We start from the raw sequence: 12,614 nt of genomic DNA, 5'->3' as shown, positions 1-12,614 counted from the left end.
TCCTTAATTGTTGCGGTTTACCCGACTTACAGTTGAACACCAGAGAAAGACATAAAGCCTAACGCCATTAGACCCGCCGTGATGAAGGTAATCCCTAAACCACGTAAACCCGGAGGTACATCTGAATATTTCATTTTCTCACGGATACCGGCAAGAGCGACAATCGCTAACATCCAACCCACACCCGAACCGAAACCGTAAACGACGGATTCAGCAAAGTTATAATCACGCTGAACCATGAAAGATACACCACCAAAAATGGCGCAGTTCACTGTGATTAAAGGTAAGAAAATGCCCAGCGCGTTATACAAAGGTGGGAAAAAACGATCCAATATCATCTCTAAGATCTGTACCAATGCGGCAATAACACCGATAAAGGTAATGAAATTTAGAAATGTAAGATCAATATTTTCACCCAATGCACCCGGTTTAAGTAACAAGTTATAAACCAAGTTATTCACTGGTACTGAAATGGTCAGAACAACAGTAACCGCAATCCCTAAACCAAACGATGTCTTTACTTTCTTAGATACAGCAAGAAATGTACACATACCCAAGAAGAAAGAGAGTGCCATGTTTTCGATAAAAATCGATCGAACAAGCAAACTGATATAATGTTCCATAACGCCCTTACTCCTTCGCTTCTAGTTGTTCAGGTTTGAACGTGCGAATCGCCCAAATCATGAAGCCAATTAGGAAGAATGCCGAAGGTGCTAGCAGCATCAAACCGTTAGGTTGATACCAGCCACCATCTTTCACAAGAGGTAGAACTTCCATTCCAAATAGCTTGCCTGAACCAAGAAGTTCGCGGAAGAAACCAACAGTGATCAATACAAAACCATAGCCCAAACCATTACCGATACCATCGATAAAGGAAGGAATCGGTGCTGACTTCATTGCAAATGCTTCAGCACGGCCCATTACGATACAGTTAGTAATGATCAACCCTACGAACACCGATAGCTGTTTCGAGATATCGTATAAGTAAGCACGTAGGATCTGGTCAACAACAATAACCAATGAAGCAATGATCGCCATCTGAACGATGATACGCACACTGTTAGGTATGTGGTGACGAATTAACGAAACGAATAAGTTAGAGAAAGCCGTTACAAACATAACGGCTAGCGTCATAACAAACGCCGTTTCCAACTTAGTGGTTACCGCAAGGGCAGAACAGACACCAAGCACTTGAAGTGCGATTGGGTTGTTATCCAACACTGGCGCTAGAATGCTCTTTTTAATCTCTTTTGCGCTAGACATTAGTTCAAACCTCCGTCACGAACTTTTGCTAGGAATGGACCAAAGCCCATATCACCTAACCAGAAGTCGAAAGTGTGTTGAACACCGTTACTGGTCAGTGTGGCGCCAGAAAGTCCATCAACGCCATGCTCAGATCCGGCAAGAGCGCCACCTTTCACAACTTTAATTGCAGGTTGGTGGTTGTCATCAAACAATTTCTTGCCAACAAATTGAGCACGCCATGATGGGTTTTCAACTTCACCACCCAATCCCGGTGTTTCACCTTGTTCGTAATAAGTAATGCCGGAAACGGTATTACCATCGGTTTCTACAGCCACAAATGCGTACATCATTGACCACAAACCATTACCGTGAACGGGAACAATCACTTTAGAAATCTCGTCGCCACTTTTCACTAGGTAAACAACCCCAGTATTGGCACGACGAATAATCTTCGCTTTATCTTGTTCCGCTGTTAGCTTGATAGATTGAGCTGGGTCTTTAGAAGCTTTGCGTTGATCATAGGCCGTTGCATCGCCATCAACAAAGTTCCCGGTTTTAAAATCAATCAAACGAGGTTCAATGTATTTAGCAAAAAGCTCTGGCACGCTGCCAGACTCGTTAATGCCTGCAACTTCAACAATCTTGCTTTGCTTATCAAGTACTGCGTTAACTTTTTGCTTGTCACGCAGGCCAACCGCTGCTGTCGATACGATGATTGAACAAACTAGGCTCAATCCGATAACAACACCCAGCGTCTTTTTAATGCTGTCGTTATTACTTGCCATAGCGTGCTAGTCTCCGCTTGATGTTCTTCTCAATCACAATATGGTCAAACAAAGGTGCAAATAGGTTCGCAAATAAGATCGCCAGCATCATACCTTCTGGGTAGGCTGGGTTAACCACACGAATCATCACACACATTGCGCCAATCAAAATACCGTATGCCCATTTACCTTTGTTAGTAAATGAAGCCGATACTGGATCGGTTGCCATGAAGAACATACCAAACGCAAAGCCACCAAGAACGAGGTGCCAATGCCAAGGCATATTAAACATTGCATTTGTGTCTGAACCAATGACATTGAACAGCGTTGAAATGGCAATCATACCCACCATAACACCAGCAATAATGCGCCATGAAGCGATGCCCATGTAGACAATAAATGCCGCACCAATCGCCAGTGCCAACGTCGATACTTCACCGATAGAACCAGGAATGTTACCAACGAACGCGTCCATCCAAGTAATGGCTTCGCCAGTGACCTTATTGAGCAGAGCACCGTTACCACCTTGAGCCCATTGGCTTAAGGCCGTTGCGCCAGAAAAACCATCTGCAGCTGTCCAAACAACGTCACCAGAGATCTGTGCTGGGTAGGCGAAGAATAGAAAAGCACGGCCGGCTAATGCTGGGTTTAGGAAATTACGCCCGGTACCACCAAAGATTTCTTTGGCAACAACCACACCAAAGGTAATCCCTAAAGCGGCTTGCCATAACGGCAGTGTGGGTGGAACAATCAGAGCAAACAAAATTGAAGTAACAAAGAAACCTTCGTTAACTTCATGCTTACGCACCATACAAAACAGCACTTCCCAAAAGCCACCGACCAAGAAAACCGTGGCGTAGATAGGTAGGAAGTAAGTCGCACCGAGCAGCATCATACTTGCCCAACCGGCTTGCGTACTTAATGTACCGCCAAGCATTTCAGTTAGCCAATAGTGCCAGTTACCACTGATGACTGTCGCCAATTCAGCGCCAGAATACAGATGGTTAAGTGCAGTAATCGATTGATGACCAACATTATACATACCCCAGAACATCGCTGGAAATACCGCTAGCCAAACCATGATCATGATGCGTTTGAGATCAACGCTATCACGAACGTGTGAGCTTCGTTTTGTAACTAAACCAGGCGTATAAAAAAGCGTTGCGGCAGCTTCATACAAGGCAAACCATTTTTCGTGTTTACCGCCAGGTTCAAAATGATGCTCGATGTCTTCAAGAAACTTTTTAAGGCCCATGAAAATTACCCTTCCTTCTCAATCTTATCTAGGCACTCACGAAGTAGCTGACCATATTCGTATTTACCAGGACATACAAAGGTACACAATGCGAGATCTTCTTCGTCCAGCTCAAGGGCACCGAGACGTTGAGCGCTATCGATGTCACCTGCACATAGGTCACGAAGTAGGAGCGTTGGTTCCATATCTAGTGGCAACACTTTTTCATAGTTACCAATAGGTACCATCGCACGATCACTACCATTGGTTGTGGTTGTCATGTTGAACAACTGACCTGTGAATAGATGACCAAGGAAAGAGCGAGTGACTGAAAATTTGTTCTTACCAGGCATTGCCCAACCAAGAAAATCTTTGTCACGACCTTCACGCAGAACCGATACTTGGAGGTGGTAACGACCAAGATAAGCTACAGGCCCCGCCGCTTTCACACCAGAAAGTACAGAACCAGAGATGACACGAACTTCGCCCGGCATCAATTCGTTATCCGTTAACTCTTCGAGGCTAGCACCAATCTGAGTACGGACAAGACGAGGTTTGTTGACTACGGGTCCTGCAAGCGACACCACTCGTTGTGTGTATAGCTCACCGGTTAAGAACAATTGACCAAACGCAATCACGTCTTGGTAATTGATGCTCCACGCCACATTGACTGCATTTACTGGATAGAGGAAATGCATGTGAGTCCCTACAAGACCTGCAGGGTGTGGGCCATCAAACACATGTTCTTCAACGTTTGGCTGTGAAGAGCGTGGTAAGCTAGTACCAGATTTACAGACGTAAACCTTGCCCTCAGTCAGAGTTGAAAGGATATCGAGACCAGCGACGAATGCTTCAGATTGCTCATTAATGATCATCTCAGGTTTTGCCGCTAATGGATTGGTATCCATTGCTGTCACAAAAATAGCCTGAGTTGAAGACTCAATTGCTGGAACCTTGCTAAACGGACGAGTACGCAACGCAGTCCAAAGACCAGACTCAACTAACTGAGTTTTAACCGTTTGACGGTCAATACTTGCTAGTTGGCTAGCTTCAAAGCTATCGAACGTGATTTGCTCATCACCTGCCACTTCAATCACAACGGATTGTAGGACACGTTTGGCGCCACGATTGACTTCGATAACCTTACCGCTTGCTGGTGAAGTAAATTTAACACCCGGATTCTTTTTATCTTCAAAAAGAATTTGAGCTTTCTTTACTTCATCGCCTACGCGAACATGCATGGTAGGACGCATGCCAACGTACTCTTCGCCAAGCAAGGCGACTTTAGTGATGGTCTTACCATCATTAATCACCTGGGAAGGAGTTCCTGCAATAGGAAGGTCCAAACCCCTTTTTATTGTAATCATACGCACTTGCACTATTTTATCGGGAAAAAGATTCTTTTAATTGCGTAAGTTCAAGGCTTGTTTATCTTTCATGGTCGTTCTTGATAAGAGGCCAAATGAAAGTTAAACCAGCCTTAGACACGACATTTCTGTGTCCGATTTTGGCTTGTTTTAAACGCCAGAACCGCAACATCCTTTTAATAACCTCATCACAAGTATGGTATGAGATCCATTAGGTGCAATAGTCTAGCATTTTTTCGGAACCTGATGCCATGACCAATCCTCTGATAAGTCGTTTTATTTGGAAGGATTTGAATCATAAAGGCTAGCGAATAGTCATAACTTTGAAGCATCGCACAAATAACCTATTCCTTACCCCTTATGAGTATTTATTTTTATTCACTACCTAAAACAATTTCTCTCAACTTGTTCATCTCGTCAATTTGTTTAAATACTGTTAACATTCCGCTCAAAAACAGAACAAGAGAACGGCATGTTCAGACGGTTCTGAACGAGTTATTTTCCACCGCCCATACACATAGGACTATCAGGTACGCCACTAATTTGCGCCTGCCACTCTTGTGGTGTGTAGGTATGAATCGAGAGTGCATGAATGTGGTTCGCTAACTCTTCTGCCAACACTTGGTTAACCTGTCGGTGACGGCCAATCAAACGCATTCCTTCAAAACTGTCACTCACCACAATGACTTTAAAATGGCTTTCCGATCCTGAAGGCACATTGTGCATGTAGCTTTCATTTTCGACTTTCAAATAATCAGGGTGAAATGCTTGATGCAATTTTTGTTCGATTATGGGTTGGATCATACCGTTGCCTTTCTTCCTCAAATAAGAGCATGAGAACATATACGAGTGTAAAGAGATTTAAGTTTAACTAGCCTTATAGAATAGCGAAAGGTTTTGGTTCCTTGTTTCTACGCCATTTGAGACAATGCATCCGTAATTCTCACTACGACCTATAAAAAATTATGAAAACAGAGTTGGCACTGCATGATCGAACGTTGAGCTTGCACCGTTTCCCACATCGTTCAAACGAAACATTACAAGCTTGGGATGCGGGCGATGAATATATGATTAATCATATTGAAGCGTTGAATTTAGCAATAGGCAAACGCATCCTTATTTTAAACGATCACTTTGGCGCTCTATCGTGTTGGTTTGCAGATAAGCATCACGTCACCATGATGAGCGACTCTTTTATTTCGCAACAAGGTACGTTAAACAATCTTCAGCGCAATCAGTGCCGCAACGTGCAATTGCTCTCAACAATGGATGCCATCCCTGAATCGGTCGATCTGGTGCTTTTTCAATTGCCCAAGAGCAATCGCCACTTGGTTTGGCAATTAAGCCAACTCCGTCAGTCCCTTGCCCAAGATTGCCCTGTGATAGCGGTCAACAAAGCGAAAGAGATCCACACATCAACCTTAAACTTATTTGAAAAGTATTTAGGTTCAACAAGCACTTCTCTTGCATGGAAAAAACACCGCCTCATTTTTTCAGCACCGAACGTATCACCGATTGAAACGGTGGAACCCATAACTGAATGGGCCGTAGAAAGCGAATCCATCCGTCTAAAAAATCTGCCGAATGTCTACTCAGGTGAGGGATTGGATCTCGGCGCACGCTTTTTTCTACAGTATCTTCCACAAGATCCTAAGTTACAGCACATCATCGACCTTGGATGCGGCAACGGGGTGTTATCAATCAAGATGGGCCAACTCAATCCTCAAGTACGAATGACCTGCGTTGATGAAAGCTTGATGGCCGTCGAGTCTGCAAAGCTAAATTTGCTGGAGAATTTAGGAGAAGATCGCAATATTCAATGCATTGCGAATAACTGCTTAGATGGTTTTCAACAAGAGAGTAGCTGTTTAGTATTGTGCAACCCACCATTCCATCAACAACAAGCTATCACGGATCACATTGCTTGGCAGATGTTCTGTGATGCAAAGCATGTTCTTAAAAAAGGGGGACGATTATTAGTGATCGGCAATCGCCACCTCGGCTACGATGTAAAACTAGCAAGATTATTTGGCCAAGGGCAGGTAAAAACTGTCGCGACCAACCATAAATTTGTTATCTTACAAGCAACTAAATAGGCAAGGATAAGAAAGGAAATGACCATGAAAAAACTGGTTCTCGCAGCCTCAATCGCATTACTCACCGCTTGTGCCGCACCTCAGCAACAGCAAATCAACTTTATGCCTACTGCAACGACCAGCAAAAATACGGTCGTCAACAATAAAGCCTTTACTCTGGTTAGCAAAGATGTTCGATCGGCGCAATATGTGGCTTTAGTGGATAGTGGCCGCTCTAATATTGAGCCAATTCATGCCAAACAAAATGTTCGCATTGCGGTTGAGAATGCGTTGGCAGAACAATTTAGCTCTCAAGGCTATCGCTTAACAGTGAACAGCGAAAACAATGTCACCGTTGAAATTGCAGAAGCACTAGTGACGGTAAAACACAGCGTCATGTCGAATGAAATGGATGGCAGTGTCACGCTTGAAATCACCGCGGAAACACCAAAAGGCAAATTGGTGAAAACGTTCAACGGGACGGCAAAACGTTCCGGTACACTCAGCGCTTCAAATGATGAGATTGAAATGGTACTCAACGATGTCATGAACTTGGTACTTAAAGAAATTGCCAATGACAGCGAACTTAATGGTTATTTACAGGAGCGCTTTTAATGTTACGTTCTCTCGTTACGACATTAGCGCTCGTCAGTTGCACTGCGTTTTCGGCGCCCAACGTCCTAATTGAGACGAACTTAGGGTCATTTACTGTTGAACTTAATACAGAGAAAGCGCCAACGACTGTCGCAAACTTCGTAAAATATGTTGAAGATGGCAGTTATGTTGGCAGCCAGTTCCACCGCGTTATCCCAGGGTTTATGGCACAAGGCGGCGGATTTGATGCGGATTTAAAACAACTCACCACTTACGCTCCCATCAAAAATGAAGCGAGCAATGGGTTGACCAATGACACCGCGACGATCGCAATGGCCCGTACCAATGATCCTAACTCGGCTACTCGCCAATTCTTTATTAACTTGGTCGATAATGATTTTCTCAACTACAACGCTCGCCCACCGGGTTATGCAGTCTTTGGTAAAGTCACGCAAGGGTTTTATGTTGTGCAAAAAATGGCTCAACAGCCGACCAGCACGAAAGGGCGAATGCAAGACGTCCCCATCGAACCAATCGTTATTACGAATGTCACACTAGAACAATAACCATACCAACGCCGATTTATCGGCGTTTGATTTTATTGGGTCGCCTTTCGACCTAAGTTGCTTTACTGACAAGGATTCGCTGTATGCCATCAACCTCCTCCTCTCTCACTTGGATGGAAACTATCCGTAGCTATCTTGATAAACGCCTATTGTGGGTATTTATGATGGGGTGTTCGAGCGGTTTTCCGTGGGTTTTGATTGGTTCAAATATGTCAGGATGGCTAAAAGATGCAGGCTTAACCACCGCTGCTATTGGTTATTTTGGCAGTGTCTTCGCAGTTTACGCGATTAATTTTCTATGGGCCCCATTGGTGGATCGCGTCAAATTACCCATTCTGACGCCATTATTAGGTCAACGCCGCAGTTGGGTATTTTTGTGCCAATCGATCATTTTGATCTGTACGTTGCTGATTGCGGGTGTCAATCCAGCCCAAAATTTGATGTTTACCTCAATGCTTGCCTTGGGCATTGCGATCGCTTCTGCCACTCAAGATATCGCGATTGATGCTTTTCGTATCGATACTTTCCCCAAATCACAAGCCAATAAGCTGCCACAAGCCTCCGCCATGGCCATCATGGGGTGGTGGACTGGATATTCTCTGCCGGGCTATCTCGCTTTTGTAAACGCCGATAGTATCGGTTGGAATGCCGTTTATTATGGCATGGCACTCTGTGTCGGGCTGTTAATGCTTTTCACGCTCTTGGTGGGAGAACCAAAAACACATCGCGAAGCACTACAGCATCAAGCGGAGCTGCGACACAATCAGGTAGTTGGTTCGAAAGTCGTCGCGTGGTTCACCGTTACCGTAATCGAACCATTTCTCGATTTCTTCAAACGCAATGGCGCGCAAGTAGCACTAACCCTGCTGTTGTTTGTTTTTTTATTCAAGATTGGCGAAGCTTTTCTTGGCCGAATGTCGATTCCATTTTACAAAGAAATTGGCTTTAGCAACGAACAAATTGGTCACTACTCGAAGTTAATTGGTTGGGGAGCAACCCTGTTCTTCACTTTGATTGGCAGTATGTTTAACGTGCGATTTGGTATTGTTCGCGGCTTGATGATTGGTGGCATCGCGATGTCTGCCAGTAATTTGATGTTTTCGTGGATCGCTCAAGTTGGCCCTAATGAGCATCTGTTCTTGGCGACCATTATTGTCGATAACTTTACCACTGCGTTTTCCACCGTGGCCTTTGTTTCGTTTCTTACTGTGTTAACAGGGCAGGCATTTTCAGCAACGCAATATGCGCTATTGGCCTCTCTAGGAAACTTTGGCCGCACCACGTTGGCCTCTTTTAGCGGAGAGCTGGTCGACTATCTCAATAATTGGTCACTGTTCTTTATTATTACTGCACTGATGGTAGTACCAAGCCTTATCATGCTCTACTCACTGCGCCATTATTTTGCTGATTTACTGCAAAAAGCTCGGCAGAGAGACATCGATGATATTGCCAAGCAAGGCATTGATAAGCGTTAGATGAAAAAAAGGTCGTACAATACGACCTTTTTTAATTTGATGTGCCTGCTATGGACTACGGATAGAGACCTTTACCAAATAAGTTAAACACTCTCGCAACACCTTGCGTAAACAGCATCGGCTCAGTTAGCACCGTTAAGCATAAACAATCTTCATCCACTTTGGTAAAAGGGCTGTGTTTAATACTCGCATCTCTTTGAATGAAATCACCCACTTTATAATGCCCATCTTCATCACTGAAGCCACCATGGAGCACCAAGGTCGACTCAACCCCTTTGTGTGTATGCTGAGGGATCTGCACGTTGTGATTGATGTACATCAGGTTCATGCGAGAGTCTTCAGCAATATCTAGGTGGGCACTAAAAACTTTACCACCATAGCTGCGCCACTCGCCTTTGAAGCGAATCAGTTGGCTCAGCGTACTAGGCAGCATCATAACGCGATCATTGACTTTAATTTCTATCGACTCAGGCTTACGCAAGGTCGATGGGTGTAGGGTATCCAGCGCCGTGATCGTTTCAAACATCTGGTTTAAATGATCATCATTAGAAACGGCCATTCTTTGTTGCGGCAACGATTGGCTCAACAATGCTTCGGCGGCCCGAGTTTCTAAGTATTGAACCTGTTGACGACACTGAGTACAGAGTTCAAGGTGAGTGGCAATCATAATGCCATGCGCCGCATCAATTGAACCATTGGCATACTGCTGCAGTACTTCGTTGCTTGGATGGTGGCTCATAATTGCTCCGCTTGAATAGAATGTCTAAGTTTTTCAACGGCTAGTCGTAAACGCGATTTGACCGTACCGAGAGGAATATTGAACATCTCCGCAACCTGCTGCTGGGGCAGTTCCTCAAGATACACCGCCTTCACGATGGCTTGCTGAGCTTCAGGCAACAGCGCCACAAACTTTAATATTTGCTCTTTTAACATGTCATGTTCAGGACAGTAATGTTCTACCAAATCAGGTGGGCAGTAGTCAGTTGGCCAAATATCATCGGCATAAACATGTAACTCTCGCCCGCGCTGCTTACGCAGAAGATCAAAACACAAATTGCGTGCAATCGTGTAAACCCACGTCGAAAGCGAACTTTTTCGGTTATCGAATAGATGCGATTTCTGCCACACCGTGGTCATGGTTTCTTGCACCATTTCTAACGCCACTTGCTCACTGCCTACATGCTTAAACGCAAACTGTTGTAAGCGAGGAGAGAAATAACGAAACACTAAGGCAAACGCCTGCTTATCACGTTGCTTGACACGTTCCATGCATTCAGCCCAGTCTTGCTTGGTGTAGCTTGGGCTTAGCGACACACTATGCTGAGAATCACTGCTCATGCTGCGCTCTTCCTTTAGGAGTAACCGTTGTTATTGGCATACAGTAGCCATAAACGTTATACGTGAGCAATGCATACATCGATCACTCGTCGTATTCTTTTTTATGCAGAGCCACTACTACAGAGCGACTTCTCGTTTAAGCTTACTACACGCTTTCAAAGTTAGTGTGAGACTTCGATTACCTGCAATAAAAAGTCAACCGCACTGTGCGCGTCATCCTGCCTCATTAAATCATCAAATTGTTGAATCGAGATAGGGAGCAACTCTAGCCATCGCTGCGCCACCCAACTGGCATCATCAAAAAAACAGTGCGAATAGAGCTCGCCAAGCTGAGGAAATTGTTGATAAACCGCTTGTAACTGGTGGCTTAAATACCATTCGTGAGGTTCTAAATCTCTTACTGGCCAACTGGGCAATGACGTGACCTGAGCAACTCGCAGCCCATCAAATTCGCTCACTACTGACTCTATTTTAAAGCGCTCCATCCCCATCACGGTTAATCCTAACATCCCATTGTCGAGCGCTTCAAAATCAACAATCTTAACCAACATCCCAAATTTAGATAACTGATTTGCTTTATTGCCTTTTTTGTTATCAATCAAACAAATGCCAAATGTAGAGTCAGACTGGCTGGATTGAGTGACCATCCTCTTATACCTTGATTCAAAGATCCGTAGCTTCATTTTCCCTTCTGGTAAAACGATTGAAGCTAAAGGAAACAGCATCAATTTTTTCATCATTCATCACTCTTCATCATGCCCGTCAATAAATACGTTGAAGATTACAAAACGATCACTAACTAAAAATGTTGGTTTATCGATTTGCATAAAACAACACTAAAGCAAACGTTTAAGTGATTAAAATCACATTAAAGATGCAAGCGAACGAAATATTAATTTAGTTCCGAGCAAATGTTCATTATCGTGACCTCGGTCACCAAGTTTGTTCACTTTTGCATTCGCAATCACTTTTAATTGAGATTTTTATCGTTATTATTCGGGCCAATTGAACGCACATCAGAAATATACGTGTGCTGAATTATGACAAAACATAGAGAGTCCCCCTTATGCGTAAATCACTTCTAGCTCTAGGCCTAATGGCTGCAACTTCTGCTCCAGTTATAGCAGCTGACTATTCCGATGGCGACATCCATAAAAATGATTACAAATGGATGCAATTTAACCTAATGGCTGCTTTAAACGAAAAAGGCCCTTATGAGTCAAGTCATGACTATCTAGAAATGGAATTTGGCGGTCGCTCTGGTATTTTTGATCTATACGGTTACGTTGATGTATTCAACCTGCTAAGCGACAAAAGCAGTGATAAAAATAACAAAGACAAAATCTTCATGAAAATTGCACCACGTATGTCTTTAGATGCGGCAACGGGTAAAGATCTTTCTTTCGGTCCAGTACAAGAACTTTATGTAGCATCTGTACTTGAATGGGATGGTGGTCAAAACGGTGTAAACACTCAAAAAATCGGTCTTGGCTCTGATATTAACGTACCTTGGTTCGGTAAAATGGGCTTAAACCTTTATGGAACTTATGATTCGGGTAAAAAAGATTGGAATGGTTTCCAAATTTCAACCAACTGGTTTAAACCTTTCTACTTCTTTGAAAACGGCTCATTTATCTCTTACCAAGGTTACATTGACTACCAATTTGGTATGGAAGATGAATACTCTCAAGCGAGCAATGGTGGCGGTATGTTTAACGGTATCTACTGGCACTCAGATCGCTTTGCTGTGGGTTACGGTCTAAAACTTTACCATAACGTTTATGGTTTCGAAGATGGTGAATCATTACCATGGGATAACGCTGCTAAAGCTGAATCTTCAGGCGTTGGTCACTACCTAGCTGTGACTTACAAGTTCTAATCGAACCGAAGTTTTTGGCTAAATGGCGCTCTCGAGCGCCATTTTTATTGCTTTCCATTTCTACCTCATTATCCTTG

14 protein-coding genes are annotated in these 12,614 nt (G+C 43.8%); 5 read left to right on the top strand and 9 right to left on the bottom strand.

Features of this window, described 5'->3' with window-relative positions; genetic code table 11:
* Positions 1–26: 26 nt before the first annotated feature.
* The 6 genes from nqrE to PL85_RS07240 form a co-directional block, all read right to left on the bottom strand.
* The gene (gene nqrE, locus PL85_RS07265) at positions 27–623 is read right to left on the bottom strand and encodes an NADH:ubiquinone reductase (Na(+)-transporting) subunit E (protein ID WP_013856175.1); all 597 of its coding nucleotides are present in this window, start codon (positions 621–623) and stop codon (positions 27–29) included.
* A gap of 7 nt (positions 624–630) precedes the next feature.
* Positions 631–1,263 carry an NADH:ubiquinone reductase (Na(+)-transporting) subunit D gene (locus PL85_RS07260; protein WP_013856174.1) on the bottom strand — a complete coding sequence of 211 codons (633 nt, stop codon included), beginning with the start codon at positions 1,261–1,263 and terminating at the stop codon, positions 631–633.
* Positions 1,263–2,030 (bottom strand): Na(+)-translocating NADH-quinone reductase subunit C, encoded by a 768-nt coding sequence (locus PL85_RS07255; RefSeq protein ID WP_115339241.1) that lies wholly within the window; start codon positions 2,028–2,030, stop codon positions 1,263–1,265. Before PL85_RS07255 ends, PL85_RS07260 begins: the two co-directional genes overlap by 1 nt.
* Entirely contained in the window at positions 2,020–3,264 is a 1,245-nt protein-coding gene (locus tag PL85_RS07250) for an NADH:ubiquinone reductase (Na(+)-transporting) subunit B (RefSeq protein WP_010320035.1), read from the bottom strand. Before PL85_RS07250 ends, PL85_RS07255 begins: the two co-directional genes overlap by 11 nt.
* A 5-nt stretch (positions 3,265–3,269) precedes the next feature.
* Positions 3,270–4,610 (bottom strand): Na(+)-translocating NADH-quinone reductase subunit A, encoded by a 1,341-nt coding sequence (locus PL85_RS07245; protein ID WP_115339242.1) that lies wholly within the window; start codon positions 4,608–4,610, stop codon positions 3,270–3,272.
* 495 nt (positions 4,611–5,105) lie between these two features.
* Positions 5,106–5,414, bottom strand: coding sequence for a BolA family protein (locus PL85_RS07240; protein WP_026027643.1), 309 nt, complete (start codon positions 5,412–5,414; stop codon positions 5,106–5,108).
* A gap of 161 nt (positions 5,415–5,575) precedes the next feature.
* On the opposite strand from PL85_RS07240, the gene PL85_RS07235 reads away from it, so the two are divergent.
* The 4 genes from PL85_RS07235 (at position 5,576) to PL85_RS07220 (ending at position 9,320) form a co-directional block, all read left to right on the top strand.
* On the top strand, positions 5,576–6,706 hold the full coding sequence (locus PL85_RS07235) for a methyltransferase (RefSeq protein ID WP_115339243.1): 1,131 nt from the start codon (positions 5,576–5,578) through the stop codon (positions 6,704–6,706).
* 24 nt (positions 6,707–6,730) lie between these two features.
* Positions 6,731–7,300 carry a YajG family lipoprotein gene (locus PL85_RS07230; RefSeq protein WP_026027920.1) on the top strand — a complete coding sequence of 190 codons (570 nt, stop codon included), beginning with the start codon at positions 6,731–6,733 and terminating at the stop codon, positions 7,298–7,300.
* Positions 7,300–7,845: a peptidylprolyl isomerase gene (locus PL85_RS07225; RefSeq protein ID WP_115339244.1), complete on the top strand. Its 546-nt coding sequence runs from the start codon at positions 7,300–7,302 to the stop codon at positions 7,843–7,845. The genes PL85_RS07230 and PL85_RS07225 overlap by 1 nt, the downstream gene beginning before the upstream one ends.
* Positions 7,846–7,928: 83 nt before the next feature.
* A complete protein-coding gene (locus PL85_RS07220) occupies positions 7,929–9,320 on the top strand; it encodes an AmpG family muropeptide MFS transporter (RefSeq protein ID WP_026029152.1) in 1,392 nt (463 codons plus the stop codon).
* Positions 9,321–9,375: 55 nt separating this feature from the next.
* Here the strand turns inward: PL85_RS07220 and PL85_RS07215 are convergent, their stop codons facing one another.
* From PL85_RS07215 to PL85_RS07205, 3 genes are all read right to left on the bottom strand, one after another.
* Complete coding sequence (locus PL85_RS07215; RefSeq protein ID WP_094149703.1) at positions 9,376–10,059, bottom strand: ChrR family anti-sigma-E factor; 684 nt, start codon at positions 10,057–10,059, stop codon at positions 9,376–9,378.
* Entirely contained in the window at positions 10,056–10,658 is a 603-nt protein-coding gene (locus tag PL85_RS07210) for an RNA polymerase sigma factor (protein WP_013856164.1), read from the bottom strand. The genes PL85_RS07215 and PL85_RS07210 overlap by 4 nt, the downstream gene beginning before the upstream one ends.
* 161 nt (positions 10,659–10,819) lie before the next feature.
* The gene (locus tag PL85_RS07205; protein WP_026029151.1) at positions 10,820–11,395 is read right to left on the bottom strand and encodes an LON peptidase substrate-binding domain-containing protein; all 576 of its coding nucleotides are present in this window, start codon (positions 11,393–11,395) and stop codon (positions 10,820–10,822) included.
* Between the two features lie 329 nt (positions 11,396–11,724).
* Between PL85_RS07205 and PL85_RS07200 the strand changes: the two genes are divergently transcribed.
* Positions 11,725–12,537 (top strand): nucleoside-specific channel-forming Tsx family protein, encoded by an 813-nt coding sequence (locus PL85_RS07200; protein ID WP_115339245.1) that lies wholly within the window; start codon positions 11,725–11,727, stop codon positions 12,535–12,537.
* The last annotated feature ends 77 nt before the right edge of the window (positions 12,538–12,614 follow it).

This window comes from Vibrio anguillarum, assembly GCF_001989995.2.
Lineage (GTDB): Bacteria > Pseudomonadota > Gammaproteobacteria > Enterobacterales > Vibrionaceae > Vibrio > Vibrio anguillarum.
The sequence above is the reverse complement of the archived record's forward strand: the minus strand, read 5'-3'. Positions and strand labels throughout refer to the sequence as shown.